The sequence below is a fragment of the Amycolatopsis sp. NBC_00345 genome, from assembly GCF_036116635.1.
Lineage (GTDB): Bacteria > Actinomycetota > Actinomycetes > Mycobacteriales > Pseudonocardiaceae > Amycolatopsis.
Window position 1 is genome coordinate 4,500,822 of record NZ_CP107995.1, and the last position, 16,685, is coordinate 4,517,506.

General features: G+C 66.6%; 17 protein-coding genes. 12 read left to right on the top strand and 5 right to left on the bottom strand.

The features are described from left to right. Positions 1-165 precede the first annotated feature (165 nt). Positions 166-492: a hypothetical protein gene (locus OG943_RS19760; RefSeq protein WP_328611264.1), complete on the top strand. Its 327-nt coding sequence runs from the start codon at positions 166-168 to the stop codon at positions 490-492. Then, positions 477-839, top strand: a complete 363-nt coding sequence (locus OG943_RS19765) for an asparagine synthase-related protein (protein WP_328611265.1) — start codon at positions 477-479, stop codon at positions 837-839. Before OG943_RS19760 ends, OG943_RS19765 begins: the two co-directional genes overlap by 16 nt. Here OG943_RS19765 and OG943_RS19770 read toward each other — a convergent pair. Beyond that, positions 829-1,827, bottom strand: a complete 999-nt coding sequence (locus OG943_RS19770) for a trypsin-like peptidase domain-containing protein (protein WP_328611266.1) — start codon at positions 1,825-1,827, stop codon at positions 829-831. The genes OG943_RS19765 and OG943_RS19770 overlap by 11 nt on opposite strands. A 470-nt stretch (positions 1,828-2,297) precedes the next feature. Here OG943_RS19770 and lanKC point away from each other — a divergent pair, with 470 nt between their 5' ends. The 6 genes from lanKC to OG943_RS19800 all read left to right on the top strand — a co-directional run bounded on the left by lanKC (position 2,298) and on the right by OG943_RS19800 (position 8,585). After that, positions 2,298-4,937 carry a class III lanthionine synthetase LanKC gene (gene lanKC, locus OG943_RS19775; RefSeq protein ID WP_328611267.1) on the top strand — a complete coding sequence of 880 codons (2,640 nt, stop codon included), beginning with the start codon at positions 2,298-2,300 and terminating at the stop codon, positions 4,935-4,937. 49 nt (positions 4,938-4,986) lie between these two features. Next, positions 4,987-6,189: an MFS transporter gene (locus OG943_RS19780; protein WP_328611268.1), complete on the top strand. Its 1,203-nt coding sequence runs from the start codon at positions 4,987-4,989 to the stop codon at positions 6,187-6,189. Positions 6,190-6,247: 58 nt separating this feature from the next. Next, on the top strand, positions 6,248-6,379 hold the full coding sequence (locus tag OG943_RS19785) for a hypothetical protein (RefSeq protein ID WP_328611269.1): 132 nt from the start codon (positions 6,248-6,250) through the stop codon (positions 6,377-6,379). A 49-nt stretch (positions 6,380-6,428) separates the two neighbouring features. Next, positions 6,429-6,557 carry a class III lanthipeptide gene (locus OG943_RS19790; RefSeq protein WP_328611270.1) on the top strand — a complete coding sequence of 43 codons (129 nt, stop codon included), beginning with the start codon at positions 6,429-6,431 and terminating at the stop codon, positions 6,555-6,557. A gap of 134 nt (positions 6,558-6,691) precedes the next feature. Beyond that, positions 6,692-7,915 (top strand): GNAT family N-acetyltransferase, encoded by a 1,224-nt coding sequence (locus OG943_RS19795; RefSeq protein ID WP_328611271.1) that lies wholly within the window; start codon positions 6,692-6,694, stop codon positions 7,913-7,915. A 391-nt stretch (positions 7,916-8,306) separates the two neighbouring features. Beyond that, positions 8,307-8,585: a response regulator transcription factor gene (locus OG943_RS19800; RefSeq protein WP_328611272.1), complete on the top strand. Its 279-nt coding sequence runs from the start codon at positions 8,307-8,309 to the stop codon at positions 8,583-8,585. A 573-nt stretch (positions 8,586-9,158) separates the two neighbouring features. Here the strand turns inward: OG943_RS19800 and OG943_RS19805 are convergent. Beyond that, the gene (locus tag OG943_RS19805) at positions 9,159-9,971 is read right to left on the bottom strand and encodes a MerR family transcriptional regulator (RefSeq protein WP_328611273.1); all 813 of its coding nucleotides are present in this window, start codon (positions 9,969-9,971) and stop codon (positions 9,159-9,161) included. A gap of 95 nt (positions 9,972-10,066) precedes the next feature. Here OG943_RS19805 and OG943_RS19810 point away from each other — a divergent pair, with 95 nt between their 5' ends. Together OG943_RS19810 and OG943_RS19815 are read left to right on the top strand one after the other, a co-directional pair. Beyond that, positions 10,067-10,414, top strand: a complete 348-nt coding sequence (locus OG943_RS19810) for a nuclear transport factor 2 family protein (protein ID WP_328611274.1) — start codon at positions 10,067-10,069, stop codon at positions 10,412-10,414. 390 nt (positions 10,415-10,804) lie between these two features. Beyond that, a complete protein-coding gene (locus OG943_RS19815; RefSeq protein ID WP_328611275.1) occupies positions 10,805-11,647 on the top strand; it encodes an oxidoreductase in 843 nt (280 codons plus the stop codon). Between the two features lie 925 nt (positions 11,648-12,572). Here OG943_RS19815 and OG943_RS19820 read toward each other — a convergent pair. Both OG943_RS19820 and OG943_RS19825 read right to left on the bottom strand, forming a co-directional pair. Then, positions 12,573-13,325 carry an alpha/beta fold hydrolase gene (locus OG943_RS19820; RefSeq protein WP_328611276.1) on the bottom strand — a complete coding sequence of 251 codons (753 nt, stop codon included), beginning with the start codon at positions 13,323-13,325 and terminating at the stop codon, positions 12,573-12,575. 52 nt (positions 13,326-13,377) lie between these two features. Further along, the gene (locus OG943_RS19825) at positions 13,378-14,295 is read right to left on the bottom strand and encodes an NAD-dependent epimerase/dehydratase family protein (protein ID WP_328611277.1); all 918 of its coding nucleotides are present in this window, start codon (positions 14,293-14,295) and stop codon (positions 13,378-13,380) included. 97 nt (positions 14,296-14,392) lie between these two features. Between OG943_RS19825 and OG943_RS19830 the strand changes: the two genes are divergently transcribed. Continuing rightward, positions 14,393-15,346 carry a GlxA family transcriptional regulator gene (locus OG943_RS19830; protein ID WP_328611278.1) on the top strand — a complete coding sequence of 318 codons (954 nt, stop codon included), beginning with the start codon at positions 14,393-14,395 and terminating at the stop codon, positions 15,344-15,346. Between the two features lie 278 nt (positions 15,347-15,624). On the opposite strand, the gene OG943_RS19835 is transcribed toward OG943_RS19830, so the two are convergent. Next, positions 15,625-16,029, bottom strand: a complete 405-nt coding sequence (locus tag OG943_RS19835; protein ID WP_328611279.1) for a nitroreductase/quinone reductase family protein — start codon at positions 16,027-16,029, stop codon at positions 15,625-15,627. A 58-nt stretch (positions 16,030-16,087) separates the two neighbouring features. Between OG943_RS19835 and OG943_RS19840 the strand changes: the two genes are divergently transcribed. Further along, on the top strand, positions 16,088-16,663 hold the full coding sequence (locus tag OG943_RS19840; RefSeq protein ID WP_328611280.1) for a TetR/AcrR family transcriptional regulator: 576 nt from the start codon (positions 16,088-16,090) through the stop codon (positions 16,661-16,663). The last annotated feature ends 22 nt before the right edge of the window (positions 16,664-16,685 follow it).

Here is a 16,685-nt window from a genome sequence, read left to right on the forward strand (position 1 = left end):
CGGTCACGAGTCCGCCAGTATTCGAACCCAGGTCTGTGCCCATAGTGAACGGACCGTCTTTCGGGATGATTTTACCGGTGTTCGGGTCGATGTGGTTTCCGTCCTCGTCCTGCGGTTGCGCAGCCCGTACCGAAGCCTTCGTGGACTCGCGAAGCGTAACCCGCCATGCTCTCGTTCCACCCGGCGCTGGCCGACCTCACCCGAGCCGGGTGGCAATGGGACCATGGCCGATGGCGTTGCGGCGACAGCTGGGTCCAGCCGATCTCCCATCCCGCGCTGCGCCACGAGATCGACCGCACCCAGCACACCACGACCATCCTGGTGCGTGACCTCGCCAGCCCGGTGACCCTGGCGGGACCGGCACCTCCCGCGCACGACGGTGAGGGCGCGACCGGCACCGCTCGTGGCGACGCACTGGTACTGCATCTGCAGCCGGGACGGGTCACCCTCACCGCCGGCATCGGCGGCACCGTGCCGTGGCACGTGCCTTGACCAGGCGGCACCGCTACAGCAGCGACACCCTGTTCACCGAGGTGACCATGCTGACCGAACGCGCGACCGCGACGTTCACCACCACGGGCCTCCGGCTCGCCCACCCGCTCCCAGCCGAACACGTCACCCGCGCGGGAACTGCGCCCCGGCGCCGACCCCGCGACGCGCTCGCCTACCTGCTCACCGAGGCACTGCGCCCGTGGCGCGCCGGCGGGGCCCCGATGGGGCTGGAACTGTCCGGCGGCCTGGACTCCGCCACCGCCGCGATCGCCGCACACGAGCCCGCAGGACCCCCGCTGCGGACCTTCGGGCTCCTCGTCGAGGGAGGACAGGCGGCTACGAAGTAGCTACAGCCGTGTTGTAGGCCTGCAGTTCACTGTCCCCGAACAGTGGGCCCACTTCCCTGGTCTGATTCCCGGCTGATCCCCGGATGACAGCCGTCACGACGTTGTATACGCCCTGATCATCCGTCACGAAGAACGGTCCGCCGGATGCTCCTGGACCGAAGACGCAGTTCACCGCGATGCGGGTCGAGTCGGAAGGATCACGGAAAGCACGCACGCCAACGCAGCCGTATTGCTGCTCCGTGTCTCCTGCTTTGTTGCCATAACCGACCACCGTTACCCTCTGATCTGGAGAATTGTTGAAGGCGAGCCCGTTTTGGTAGCCGATATCTCCAGGGTTGCGACCATTCACACTGGGGGCGGTGACCACGAAAGCGGCGTCATGCTGCTGCGGATGACCTGGGGTCCAGCCCGCGGTGGGAACGTATGCCCTGACCGGAAAGCTGTCATACGGGCTGGTTCCCTTTGAGTACGCCGGAACGTAGTCGGCGTTCTCGGTCTTGCCTTTGTCGGGGCTCAGGCAGTGCGTAGCGGTTGCGAGCAGGTTGCCGCTTTTGCCGCCGTTCACGGCGACGGCCGTGCACGAAACATTGCCATTTGTCTGGCGGATGAACAGTTTTCCGACGCTCCGGGTGTCGTAAGGATCCGTTTCCACGCGCGCCCCGGTACCACTACCGCTCTTCGACTCGGCCGGCAGGATGACAGTGGGAGGGCTCGCCGGACCGGCAGCGGCGGTACTTTTCTCGCCCTCACCACGAGTTCCCGGCGCGACGACGTCATCAAGGGGCACAGCTTCGCGCATCCGCTGTGGCGTCCAGTAAGCGCGGGTCGTCGCGTCGTAATCCGGGCTTTGACCTCCGAGCATCACGACGTCAGGCTCCGACGCGGACGAGCTCGTCAGGGTGGCCGCGTTCACTGCCGGGACCACCGTCAGCGACACCGTCGCCACGGCGACGGTGCCCAGAAACGCGTACCGGATGCTACTTCGCATAACTTCTCCTTATCTCGAATTCACAACAAGGACTGACAAGCCTTTTTCGTGCCGACGTAAAGAAGGACGAAACTTCAGGAACTTTTCCGCCGGACTACGAAGCGAAACGCAAAGGGACCGATCACAACTTGTCTTCACTCAGCGAAACAGGACCACACTGTCCGGTCCCCGGATTTTCACACGGAGAACAAGAGTGGGCTATTTCCCGGGATCTTCAGTGCCACCGGACCGCTTCCCCTGATCCAGAGTTTAATTATTCACGGGTTGACGACAATGTCAAGGATCGCCCGCCGCCATTATCGCCCCACTCATATCTCACAGCTCATTTTGACTGTCAAGTCACGAGCTTCCGCCACTATTGTCGGAAGCGGTCCGGCGTACAGTATATTCCTGCAGCCGCCGACGCTTGCGCTAGAGGAATTCGGGCACCGTCCGCTGATCTGCCTCCTCTGCAGAAAGCCTGATGTCTTATGGACGACTACTTACTTTTCTGCCAGAACGATGGCGACTTCTACGACCACCCCTCGGTCCGCGCGGTAACGCCGTTCGCCACCGTGACGCAGGCACCACCGGAAGGATGGGTGCGCGAGGAGGACGCCTACTGGGCCTACTTCACCCCGGCAGACGCGCAGTTGCCGGAACAGGGCTGGAAGATTCACGTCTCGGCGGTGGTGGATGAGGCCGAGGAGGTCATCGGCCTCGTCGCGCGGCACTGTTTCGAGGAGCGGGTCAGCTTCAAGGTGCAGCCCTCGCGGCAGGCGTATCTGCTCAGCAACGGCAAGTACGCCCCACGAGGTGGAAGCGGAAAGCTGATCACGATCTATACCGGCGACGATGACCAGCTGCGAAGCACCCTCGATGCCCTCTCGAATACCTTGCGCGGCCGCCGAGGGCCATACATTCTCAGTGACCTGCGGTGGCTCGACGGCCCTCTGTACGTGCGCTACGGCGGGTTCAGCATGATGTACTGCGCCAACGGCGGCGGTCAGAGTGTCCCCGCCGTCCGCAGACCCGACGGCACGCTGGTACCGGACCTGCGCGGCCCGACATTTTCCGTTCCGGACTGGGTTCGTGTGCCGGGCTTCGTCGCGGAGCAGATTGAGAAGGCCTCCGTCGGCACCGTGAAAATGCCGTACCGGGTCGACAAGGTGCTGCATTTCTCCAACGGCGGCGGCATCTACCTCGGCCGAGGTGAGCAGTCGGACAAGCCCGTCGTCCTGCGAGAAGCGCGGCCGTTCGCCGGACTGGATGGATCCGGCCAAGACGCGGTCACCCGGCTACGGCACGAAGCGGATGTCCTGGCCGCCTTGTCAGATCTCGATTTCACACCCGGCTTTGTCACCGTTTTCACCGCGTGGGAACACCATTTCCTGGTCGAGGACTACATCGAGGGTGACACACTCTGGACCTTCATGGCCAAGCGGAACCCTCTTCCCCGCGGACGGCACACAGCTGACGAGGTGACCGAGTACACCGAACGGGCACTGTCGATCCTCATCCAGCTCGAGGCCGCCCTGCAAACGCTGCATCGACGCGGCTACGTGTTCGCCGATCTGCACCCGAAAAACATCATCATCGGTGCGGACGACCGGGTGACACTGATCGACTTCGAGATTTCCTACCGCCCCGCCGACGAACCGGCGCCCACCATCGGCGCCCCTGGGTTCGTCGCCGCCCACGCGTGGGAAGGGCCGGAACGGGACATCTACGCGCTCAACGCGATTCGGCTGGCGGTGTTCCTCCCCCTCACCGCCATGCTGGACTTCGATGCCGCGAAGGTCGACGACTTGGCCGACGCGGCCACGGTCCTGTTTCCGAAGGCGGCGGACGTCGTCGAGCAGGCCAGACTGGGAATCGCCGTTCCGGACGACCCCACCGCCGGATCGCCCACGCTGAGCCATCGGTTCGGGGCGGCGGCGCGGGACCAGCACGGTCCCGATATGCGGGCACTGCAGGCGTCGGTCCTCGCCGGGATCCTTCGCACGGCAACTCCCGATCGAGCCGATCGACTTTTCCCAGGAGACCCCGCCGGCCTGCGCGACGGCGGGTACAACCTCGCTTACGGCGCTTCCGGGGTGCTCGTCACGTTTCTTCTCATCGGACACCCGGTCGATCCCCGGCAGGTCGAGTGGCTCCGTTCGGCCACCGAACGTTCACCGGCGCGCGGCGGGCTTTACACGGGTATGCACGGCGCGGCGATCGCACTGCACGCACTCGGCGAGACGAACGCGGCTCACGACCTGCTCGACCGGATCACCGCCGACACCCCTCCTCAGCACTCACTGAGCCTGTTCGGCGGACTCGCCGGCATCGGCCTCGCCGTCCGCTACTTCGCACACCAGACCGGTGACGCCCACTGGCAGGAAGTGCTGGACAACCTCACGGCACGCGTAGCCGGCGAGCTGGCGCACGAGGCTCCGCAGTCGCCTGTTCCCGGTGAGCCCACGCGGAGCGGCCTCATGTTCGGCCGGACCGGCGCGGCGCTGTTCTGCCTGCGCCGCTACCAGGACACAGGCGACTCCGCGCTGCTCGACGCCACCAAGAAGGCGCTCGACGACGACTCCGCCCACCTCGACAGCAGTGAGTCGGGCGGAGTCGTGCTGTCGGACGGTGTGAACTCCCTGTCCCATCTGTCCATTGGCAGCGCCGGCCTGGCCATGCCGATCGACCTCTACCTGCGATACCGCACCGACGAACGCCTGACCACGCTGCGCCGCGGTATCACCGACGCTTGCGGTGCCGTCTTCACCGCCGAGTCCGGTCTGTTCCTGGGCCGGGCCGGGCTGATGACTGCGCTCGCCGCGGGCTCTCCCGACGAGACGACGGCCCGGATGCTGGCCGCGCATGTCCGACGGCTGGCATGGCACGCGGTCCGGCGTGACGGAACCATCCTGTTCCCCGGAAGCTGGCTGCTCAAGCTGTCAGCGGATCTGACCACCGGATCGTCCGGGGTCCTGCTCGCGCTCCGGGCCTGCGAGCTCGCGGCAGGAGCACCACCGGACAACACCACGAGCATGCTCCACGCTCTCGCCGAGTCGATCGCGGTGCCTTTCCCCTTGGGCCATTCCCCGTCGCCTCATTCCCCGCCGCCGGGCAAGCCGATCGGCTGACCGATCGGTGCTCCCGTTCGAACGGATGTCTGCCAGGAAGGACAGTTCCATGGGTACGGCGCGCTTGTACCGGGACAATGGCTATCGCCGGCTGTGGCTGGCCCAGGGTCTGTCCATTCTGGGCACCCAGGCGTCCCTGGTGGCACTGCCGCTGGTGGTCCTGTCGCAACTGCGCAGTCCCACGGATCTGGGCGTGGTCGCGGTCGTCGAGGCGGCCGCCACCGTCGGCGCGTTACCTCTCGCCGGGCCGCTCAACGACCGATTCGGTTACAAGCTGGTCATGGTGGGGTGTGACGCCGTTCGTGTCGTCCCGCTGGTCATGCTGGCCTGGCTGGTGTTCACGCACCGCGTCTCATTGCCGGCTGTGCTCGCGGTCGCGGTCATCGACAGCACACTCGGTGTCGTGTTCTCCTCGGCGAGCACCGCAACCTTCCGTTTGGTCGTCCCACCGGAGCGGCTGGCTACCGCGTTGTCGTACAACCAGGGCCGGTTCGCGGTGGTGAGCGTCGGCGGTCCGGCGCTGGGGGCGGCGTTGTACGCCTGGGCACCTCCGCTGGCGTTCCTGGTCGACGCGGCCTCCTTCCTGTTGTCAGCGGGTTGTGTGACGTCAGTCCGGCTGGCCGCGGTCCCACCACGGCGTACGGCGCGGCGGCGGCAGGCCACTCCCTTCGATGGCTGGAGATTCCTCTGGCGCCTGCCGTGCCTGCGACATCTGATCTTCGCGATGACCTTGACGAACTTCTCGATCAGCGGTGTCATGCTCACGCTGACCACGCTCTACGGCACGACCGGCCGCGCTCCGGTGACCGGTGTCGTCCTCGCTGTCGCGGGCCTGGCCAACCTGATCGGATCGTTCGGCATCGCCCCGAGCATGCGGGTGATCTCCCCGCGCACCCTGGTGCCCATGTCAGCGGCGGTGATCGCCGCCGCGGTCCTGCTGATCCCCGTCGGCGCCGCAAGTGTGGCCTGGGTCTGCTCGCTCATCGGCCTCTGCTGTCTGACCAGTCCCGCTTCGCAGACCTTGACCCAGACGATCCTGCTCCGAAACGCTCCCGCCGACCTCGTGGGACGAGCCCAGGCCGTGTTCCAGGTCGTGCCGCAGCTGGTGGCGTCACTCGGCCCGCTGGCCGGCGCGTACCTGCTCACCCGGATCTCGACGAGTGGAGCGGTCCTGGTGTTCGGCGGTCTGCTGGCTCTGGTCACCGTCTTCTGCCTCCTGTCGCCCCGGATCCGCGGCATCGCGGCGACATGACCCCCCAGTTGTCTGCTCTCACCAGAAGAGCGGAAGACGGAATGGAATGGAATGGTAAGTGAACGAAATCCTCGCACTGCAAAACATCCCGGTCGAGCCGGACCCGGACTCCCTCGGCCTCTTGCAGTTCAGCACCGCCAGTGTCAACTGCACCTCGGGGCGCACGATCTTCCGAACCGGCGACAACTGACCCGGGCACGTCGGCGTACCCCCATCTCACCATCTAAGGAGAAGACGAAATGAACCAGATCCTGGCCCTGCAGGGCATGTCCACCGAAGATACCGAGAGCGACGCGCTCGGCGTCCTGAAGACCAGCACCCTGAGCGTGAACTGCGGCACCCGAACGATCTTCGCGCCCGCCAACTGAGACACCCGCGAGAAACCTCAGTCGTGACAACGGCTGAGCGATGACGCCCTGCTCGGCCGGGCCGCACGACGTCCCGGCCGGGCGGAGGCCAGTCGCAGCCGGATCGGTTCACCGCGGCCAGTGAAAGTGACGCCATGAACAACCAGCCAGATCACTGTTCCCCACTGGTGCGGGCACTGCGACCGAGCGAGTATCGCGACGCGGTGGATCTGTTCCAGTCCGCGATGCACGCGCCGCTGGTCACCGACGACCAGTGGCCGCTGCTGGCGCGCACAATAGCTCCACGCGAGGCTTTCGGCGTGTTCATGGGCGCCCAGCTGGCAGGTATCTGTCAGGCGATACCCACGCGGCTCACCGTGCCCGGCGGCGGGACGGTCCGGGCATCCGCGATCGGGCGATTCGCGATGCGGCCGGATCACACCCGCAAGGGCGCCGGAACAGCGCTGATGGCGACGTACCTGGGTACCACCACGGCGCCGGTCATCATCTTGCGCGCCAGCGAGGGCGGGATCTACCGCCACTTCGGTTTCGGAGTGTCCACCAGCGCCGGCAACGTCGTCGTGAACCGGCATCAGGCCGTCCTCACCGCCGATGTGGCCGACGCGGGACGCGTCCGGATGATGCCCGCACAGGACGCCGGGCCGTTGACGAGCGACGTGTACCGGCGCACACCCCGGCGCCCCGGCATGGTCGACCGGGCGGACTACTTCGACGACCTCCTCCGCTTCGAAGCGCAGACGAGTCCGTCACCGCTGTGGGTGGCTGTCCACACCGGACCTGGCGGTAACGACGGCTTCGCGCTGTACCTGGTGCGCGAGACGTCCCGGATCGGTGAGACCCCTCGCACTGTGCTGACAGTCGCAGACATGCACTACCACACCGCCGACGCCTGGACGGGACTGTGGCGCTACCTCCTGGGCGTCGATCTCGTCGACGAGATCTCCCTACTGCAGCGCCCGAGTGACGAGCCGACCGCGTGGCTGTTCACCGACCCGAGGTCCTGCCGCCTCCAGACAGACTCCGACGAAACCTGGCTCCGCATCACCGACGTGGCGACCGCCCTCACCGCACGAACCATGGTCGGCGACGAACCTCTCGTCGCCGAAATCAGCGACGCGTTACTCCCCCGCAACTCGGGTCGATACTCCCTGTCGGCACGAGGCACCCATCGCACGTCACTGCCCGCTCAGCTTTCCCTGGACATCAGCACGCTGGCCTCGCTGTACCTCGGGCGAATACGCCCGTCCGCGCTCGCCGCGGTCGGCCGGATCACCGTGCACGCCGGCGGAGAAACCCTCGAAATCGCGGACCGCCTGTTCTCCGCGCCCTCTCCCCCCTGGTGCGGCACCGGCGTCTGACCGGTGCATACGCCGCGAAGCCCTGATAATCGGCAACGTCCGGTGACCTGACCGCGTTGGGGAAGGTATTCGCGCACGATCCGATCAGGCTTGCGCAGACGAGTTCATGCGTGCCACCGTCGCCGTGTCAAAATCAGGTTTCCATTAATGGAGATCCCGCCCGGGATCGGATACCGCCGAACGTCGTGAATATGCACGGCAAAGAATTGTTCCCTCGCCGAACACCCAACACCACATACTACATACTACATACCGCTTGAGCCCACCTCCCGGCCACACTTATTACAAAGAACTTAACAAATGAGAAGCAGTCTTACCGTAAGAATTCCCTATGAATTACCTCGACACGACCAAGCTAGAGTGCTCATGAGAACACAAGGGAGACATTGTCATGAGCACATCACCTGATGATAACGACGGTACGTATGGCAAATTCGCACCTCGCGAACTGGAAGTGCTTCACCACATCGCACATGGGTACACCTACGCCGCCATAGCGCATAAGCTGAAGATTAGCCCGCACACGGTCGACACCTACGTTCGCCGGATCAAGATCAAAGCCGACATCAAGAGTTACCCGCAATTGCTGATTCTCGCCACGGGGGGCGATTCGGCCGGCAGCGGGCACAATGGGGACTCAGAGAGTGCTCTACGCGGCGATCGCTCCTGAGCGATGATCTTGGACGAGGTTGATCGTTTGCCGTTGCGGTCGGCACCGAACGAATTGCGGTAACTGGCGGAGCAAGTCCATCCCCGCCTTCGAGTCGCGTCCACAGAGCGGTGGCGCGGCTCCGGCCAGGGTCCGGGCTCATGCACGGCGCTGAAATGCGGTTTCACGCTCAAATGGATGCCGTAGTTTCAGACCAACCGGCACCCGGTTACCGGCTTCCCCACTCCTGAGCAGTGGAGTACCGAAAGATCCAAGCATGACCGACATCCTGCGCAGCAGCGAACTCCGACGCGCGTGCGCAACCGTGACGCCTCGACTGTTCGGCGAACGTCCACTTCGGGCAGTCGACTGCCGTCGCGGAAGAATCGGCGCACCAGCGGCCGGATCAGGCTCCGCATCCGGAGCACATTGCGTCAGCCCGCTGCCCCGCTCGATGGCCAACGAGGCGAGGTGGGGCAACAGCGTCTTCGGAGTCATCCGTCATTCCATCGAAGCTGAGCAGCGAGCCGGATATCCACGGAGAGCTGTCAAAGGGTGTGTCGCGTACGGGCTCCGCGACGCACCCTCCCACTCTCATGCCGAAGCCAGGCGGAACACGGGCCAGCCGATCTCAGTCCGCCAGGACGCCGGGTCCGGATCGTCGCGTGGTCCAACGAGATAGGTCTCGTGGACAGGGCCGTCCACCGCGAGAACGTGGTCGACGACCCAGCCGCCAAGCCGACCGTACGTGACGTCGATGCCGTCATGCGGTCCGCAATGGATGGTGACGGCGAGTTCAGCGGACGGGAGCTCGACAGGCGTCACCCGGCCCACGGCCGGCGGGTCGACAACCGGCCGGTAGACTTGAACAGTTCCGCGGCCGCCAGTGAACAGTTCGTTGGCATAGCGGCCACCCGGCGGCCCCAGCGACCGCAGGCCGACGACCGCGGCGTCGAGTTCGGACATGGCCTCCGCGTACCAGGACAGCACATCGCCGTGGTCGGCCACACCCTCGACCGCGGCGACCACCCTGGCGGGCATTGAGCGGAGCTCGACGGGCAATGCGCCGTCGCCGGGGCGGAGCAGCTGCCGCAGCGAAGTCACTGCCGCGCGGGCGCGATCCAACTCGCTCTCTAACCGCCGCAGGTGTTCACCGACCAGACCCGCACGCTCCTCGGCGTCCTCGGTGGCGAGGATCTTGGCCACATCGGACAGTGGCACGTCCAGCTGTCGCAGCCGGTGAATGATCTGTGCGTGGGGGATCTGCTCACCGGCGTAGTAGCGATAGCCGCTCACCGGGTCGACCGACGCCGGTTCGAGCAGCCCGGATTCGTGGTAGCGGCGCAGGGTCCGCACGCTCAGGTGGGTCAACTGGGCGAACTCGCCGATCGTCAGTTTGCCGGACATGCCCCCTACTCTGCACCCTCCGGCCACGGCGCGCTTGACCCTCTCCCTACGGGAGGCCCCAGTGTCTGCCTGGAAGGACAGAAAGGACCACGGAGATGAGTACACCGATCGATGCCGGGCAACTGCCCGAGACGATCACCAGCTATCTGGCCGCCCACCAGGCCCGCGACTTGGAGCCCGCCCTCGGCCACTACTTCGAGGACGCTGTCGCGGTCGACGACGGCCACACCTACCGCGGCAAGCGAGAAATCCGCGACTGGCTGGCGCGCAGTTCCGGCGAGTACACCTATATGATGGAACTCATCGCGGCCGAACGTGTCAACGGCGACCAGTACGTAACCGTGCACCACCTCGAGGGCGACTTCCCCGGCGGCGTGGTCGACCTCAGGTTCAGGTTCACTTTGCGTGCCAACCAGATCGCCGAACTGATCATCGAACCCTGATCACTCCCACGGAATACGGCGCTTGGCTACCGGTTTGGCCCACTCCCTGCGCACTGCCGGCTGGCGGCGGACCCGCTCGGGATCCAAAGTGATCATCCGCGTCTCACCGGTCTCTCTCGCAATCCGGGGCCAGAAGCCAGTCGTCCGTGGAACTGCTGCCGTCCGCGCGGAAATGGCATGGCGCACCTCCGGTCCGCACGGCCGGCGGCCTACAGATGTTCCTGATAACAGGGCGGCCGCGTCTTCGCCTGCCGAGGTCCGCTACCGCTGCTGACCGCATGGTCGCCAACGTGACCTTCGTCATAGGACTCACCACTTCGGCGGTAACTGGCTGGCCTGCTGCGGGGAAGCGACACAACGCCCGATGCCCTTTCTGAGATGAGGAAGTACATGAAAACCTGGTTCATCACCGGCGGGACCTCCGGCGGCTTCGGCATGGCCTACGCGGACGCCGCGCTGGAAAACGGCGACCGTGTCGTACTCACCGCACGCACAGTCGAACCCCTGCACGAATGGGCCACGCCCTATGGCGACAAGGTCCTCGTCCTGCCCCTCGACGTCACCGACACGACACAAATCCAGCTGGCCGTAACTACCGCCGAAGCCCACTTCGGCGGCATTGACGTCCTGGTTAACAACGCTGGACGAGGGTGGGTCGGCTCCGTCGAAGGAATGGCCGACGCCGACGTGCGCAAACTGTTCGAACTGAACTTCTTCGCGGTAATCGCAGTCACTCGCGCGGTACTTCCCGGCATGCGCGCCAGGGGCGACGGCTGGATCGTCAACATGTCCTCCGTCGCCGGTCTGCTCGGATCACCGGGCTTCGGCTATTACACCGCGGCAAAATTCGCGATCGAGGGAATCACCGAAGTCCTGCGCCAGGAAGTGACGCCGCTGGGCATCAGCGTCATGGCGGTGGAACCGGGAGCTTTCCGGACCAACGCGTACGCCGGGTTCGCCGGCGAACCGGTCCAGGAGACCATCACCGACTACCGTGAGACGCTGGACACGATCAATGAGGCCTTCATCAAACAGGACGGCAACCAGCCCGGCGACCCGCTGCGTGGCGCCAAGGCCGTCATCTCGGCGATGAGCCTCCCCCACCCGCCACACCAGTTAGTGCTCGGCAGCCCCGGCTACGACAAGGTCATCGAGAAGCTCGAAGGGACCCTCACCGGCCTGCGCACCTACGAAACCCTCTCACGTGGCGCGGACTTCCCGCCGGGCGAATGAATTGCCGTGAAGGCCACCTTGACGGCGTCGACCGAGCAACAAGCTAGCCGAAATCTTCTTCGACAGAGGCATTCTCCCTGATCTGGCTCACCCGGTCGCGGACGAGCGGCCAGCAGCGGGATGCACAGCAGGGTCACCCGGCCGGCCGGGGAAGTGCGAGTTGCCCGTCGGGGAGGCGGTGCCGGTTGTGGTGGGCCCAGGTCAGTGCGAGCCAGGTCTTGCCGATGCCCCCGATCGCGGAGATCACCGCCGTCGCCCCGCCTCCGGGCCGCCATCCTCCGGTGACGGGGCGCCGGGTTGGCGCGGGGTGGGCGCAGGCGGTCCCGGCGACGGTGGTCAACGTGGAGAACGCCGGTGAGGTTGCCGATTGCGGTGGCGCCAGAGCCAAGACGGTAATGCCGGCCATCGAACCGGTGCGCGGACGAGGCAAATCCCAGGTCGACCCGTTTCGCCGACCCGCTTGAGCACAGCAGGAAGAACGGAGGCATAACGGATCCCGGACTGGGCGTCAGCAACCGCAAACATGATCTAGAAGTCGGCGAAACCACAGGTAGAAGCCCTGCACTCGAAACCTGGTTTCAAGATCGTCACGGTTGAACCAAGGGGATTTTAATCCCTGGGTTTGTCGTGTCAACGAGTGTCGAATAATGTTGCCCAGCACCACTTTGTGCAGGTCGGGCGGCATTTTTCGCGGGCGTTAAGGTCGGACGGTGCCGCGGCGTATCGGGTGCGCTGTGAGCAACCGAGCCCAATCGGAGACCGGCATCGGCATGCATTTCCGCCGAAGGCCGACCCCGGGCATGTCGTCCGTCGCTTCGCGGAGTCGTGTTTACTCGTCTTCGGCGGACCGTAATTACCTTAGTATTTCGGTTTGTTTCAGCGCCGGCCGCGCCCAACCCCACCAGCAGTCTCCGATCGTCGGGTGTCAGTCGAGGGTGAGGTTCGCGTAGAAGTCGTTCAGCGCGGCCGCGCCCCGCTTCGGGTCCTGCGTCATCCACCAGTGTCCGAGCCCGTCCAGCACGGCTTCCTTCGCGTCCAAACGGACCGCCGCGCGATGCCCGAACTCCGGCCCGCCAACGAACTGGTCCTCGGTCGCGTTGATGACGAGCCCTGGCCGGCGCGCGGCCGGCTCGAGGTCGACTCCCCAATCGAAGACAAGGGGGTCTGCCGCCGACCGGTACAACGCCAGAATGCACCTGGCCATCTCCGGACCACCGGCCTTCGCACACGCCTGCGCCGCCTCGGCGGTCATGCCGAAGCCGACCAGGCCCGTGACCCTGTCGTCGAACGGGGCGCCGAACATCTCTTCGACGGCGGCCTCACCCACACCCGGAGTCTGCCAAGCCCGCGCCAGGTCATGCCAGATGTAGGCGGGGTCGCTGATTCCGGCGACGTCGGTGCACCACGATCGGAGAAGATCCGGGCGGCTGGCCGCGACGCGCTGCACGTGGGCGCCGCCCCAGTCGTGCCCGACCAGGTCGATCGGACCGCCGATCCGCTCGAGCTCGCCGATGAGCCAGGTGAGGTAGTCGTCCGCGGTGGCCCCGAAACCCTCCGGCACAGGTGCGCCGAATCCGGGCGGGGACAGCGTGATGACGTCGGTACGGGACAGTTCCCGGCGCAGCGGGTCCCAGATCGCGGCGGCCTCGGGAACACCGTGGACGAAGACGATGGACATTCAGTGAACCTCCGTTGGCTGAACGGGTGAGTGCGGGAAAGTCTATAAAGGACTATCTGGTTGGCTGGGTGTTTTCCAGGAGGATCTCGTCCAGTGGGGTCGGTTTGAGGTCGAAGGTGTGTTCGGTCTGGGCGGAGTCGAGGATGAACGGCCGCCGGAACTGGTACTGCATTTCGGGCAGTTCCCGGATCATCGGTGAGGTGAGGCCGGCTGTCTTCAGCAGCCAGGCGGGCATGGAACGCAGCTTCGGGACGGGTGCCGCGGCCAGGCTCGCGAGCCGGGTTGCCAGGTCCCGCACGGAAACCGCCTGGTTCGTCGGCACATGCCAGACCTGGCCCCAGGCCCGTTCGTCCCGGCTCACCGCGACGAGCGCGCGGGCGGCGTCACCGGTCGCGGTCCAGCTGTGCGGCAGGTCGAGGGCCGCGGGCACCATCGCCTGTTTGCCTGCCAGCACTTTCGGTGCGGCTGTCAGCGTGAACACCGACTGGGCGCCGTTGCCGATGAAGTCGCTGGCCCGCACTTCGGTGACCCGCACCCGGCCCGCGCGGTGCGCGTCGAGCGCGTCTTCCCACATCTCGGCCCGGATTCTGCCCTTCGCGCTGGAGGGCGCCAGGGGCATGTCCTCGGTCATCGGCCGGTCCACCGGCCCGTACGCGTAGATGTTGCCGAGCATCACGTACCCGGCCCCGGTCGCTTCCGCGGTTGTCAGCAGGGACTTCGCCAGCGGCGGGAACTCTTTCCGCCAGCGGTGGTAGGGCGGCGCGGCACAGTTGAACAGCGTGTCCGCGCCGCTGGTCAGCTCGATCAGCCGGCCGGCGTCGGCGGCGTCGGCCGTGACCCGCTCGATCCGCGGATGCTCCGGCCCGCTGCCGCTGCGGGTGACCAGGCGGACCTCGTGGCCGGACTCGGCCAGCAGCGTGGCGGTCGCGATGCCGGTTCCCCCGGCGCCGATCACGACGGACAAAGGCATGTATTCCTCCAGTTTCGCGGTTCGAGGAGGTTCACTCTGGGCCAGATCGGCCCGGCGGCACAGTGGCCTGAATGCCAGATAGGCGTAGGATCCGGCCATGCATCAGATCGCCGTCGTGGCGGTGCCTCCGGTGGGCACTTTCGAGCTGGCCATCCCCGACCTGATCTTCAGCGGTGTGGAGGTGGCCGGTCGCCCCGCCTACGAGGTGTCCACCTGCACGGGCGAGCCGGGCCGGGTCACCAGTACCGGCGGGCTGGACGTGTTCGTGCCGCACGGGCTGGAGCGCGCCGACACGGCCGACACGGTCATCGTCACCGGCACTGGCGCCCGCGACCACGCGGACCCCGCCACGGTGGCGGCCCTGCGCCGGGCGGCGGCGCGGGGAGCGCGGATCGCGTCCATCTGCACGGGCGCCTTCGTGCTCGCCCACGCCGGCCTGCTCGACGGCCGCCGGGCCACCACCCACTGGCGCTACGCCACCGAGCTCGGTGAGCGCTTCCCGTCCATCACCCCGCAACCGGACGTGTTGTTCGTCCAGGACGGCGGCATCGTGACCTCCGCGGGGCTGGCCGCGGGAATCGACCTGTGCCTGCACCTGGTCCGCGCCGACCACGGTGCCGTGGCCGCCAACACCGTGGCGCGCCTCGCGGTCGTGGCCCCGGTGCGCCCCGGCGGCCAGGCCCAGTTCATCAGCGCCCCGCTGCCCGCGGAGAACGGGACGACACTGGCCGACACCCGGGCCTGGGTGCTGCGCCGGCTGGCCGAGCCGCTGACCCTGGCCGACCTCGCCACGCACGCGCGAGTGAGCGTCCGGACCCTCACCCGCCGCTTCCGCACCGAAACCGGCGAAAGCCCACTGCAATGGCTACTGCACCAACGGATCGAGCGGGCCCGCGAACTACTGGAGGCGACAGACCTGCCGTTGGCGCGAGTAGCCCACCTCAGCGGCATCGGCAGCATCGAATCGCTACGCCAGCACGTCATCCGCCGAACCGGGCTCACCCCCAGCGCCTACCGCACGTCCTTCACCCACCGACGCAGCAGCGCGTAAACCGCACGACCGCGGCCCTTGATTGATCCCCTCATTTCCGTCCAAAGTGGATCAACCAAGGGCCGCGCAATCAGCGACACACACCCCCAGGCCGTGCCGTGACCGTTCATCAGGTCAAGGTGAAACACCTGCCGGAGAAGTCGTGCGCGGGCCAGCTGATGAGGCGGTGTCGTTGCCGTACATGCCGGCGACGTCGGCCGGTGACGAGCCGTACCGCACAGCGGCGGACCCGATGGCTGCTGTGAGGCCGTCCGGACCGGCCCCGGCGACCGGGACGGTCACCGGCTGGTCCCGTGGCCGAGGTCGATCCGCACGGTCAGCAGGTCGGTTCCAAGCGCGCGGACCATGGCGCTGTTGAACCGCGGCAGCGTCGCCAGCCGTGCCCGCGCGTCGTCGTCGGGCATCAGGTGCGCCGTGCCGGTGCGCCACCGGCCCCGGATGCGGATCCGGACGGTGTTGTCGGCCTTGATGTTGCGGACATAGTTCGAGCTTTCGCCATGGTTGGACACGAACCAGAACTGGTCGGCGACCACCCGCCCGCCGACCGGCACCCGGCGGGGCAGACCGCTGGCGCGGCCGGTGGTCTCCAGCACCACCTGCGCCGGCAGGCTGGCGGTGACGGGGTTCGCGAAATGGTGGAACGTGTCGGCGAAACGTCGCTTGTGGCGCTGGTCTGATGTCATGAATCCATCTTTGTCGAGACCGTTGGTCTCGTCAATAGTGGCAGGTACTGTCACCCGGGTGACCGAACGGGCCCACACCGGACGACGCCGGAACGAGGCGGCCAGGCAGGCGATCCTGCACGCCGCCGCCGACCTGTTGACCACCGGCGACCGCGCGACGATCACCGTCGCCGCCATAGCCGAGCACGCCGGGGTCGGCAAGCAGACCATCTACCGCTGGTGGCCGTCCAAGAGCGCGGTCCTGCTCGACGCGATGATGCAAGGCGCCGACCAGGCCGCCCCGATACCGGAGACCCACGACCTCGCCGAAGACCTGCGCGCCTTCCTCGAAGCCACCTTCACCGCCGCGGCCGGGCACCGGACCCTGCTCGTCGGCACGCTGCACGAAGCGCTCGGCGACACCGACACCATGACGCAGCTCACGGCATTCGTCGCCAGCCGGCGCGCGGCACTGAGTCAGCTCCTCGACCGCGCCCGCGACCACGGCCAGATCCGCGACCCGCGTCGCGCCGCCCTCGCCGTCGACCAAGTGTTCGGTGTCCTGTGGTATCGCCTGATCTTCACCCGCGAACGACTCGACGACCACGCTGCACGCGAACTCGCCGACGCCCTGGCCGAACAGCTGACAACCTGAACCGGTCGACCCGGGCCACTCC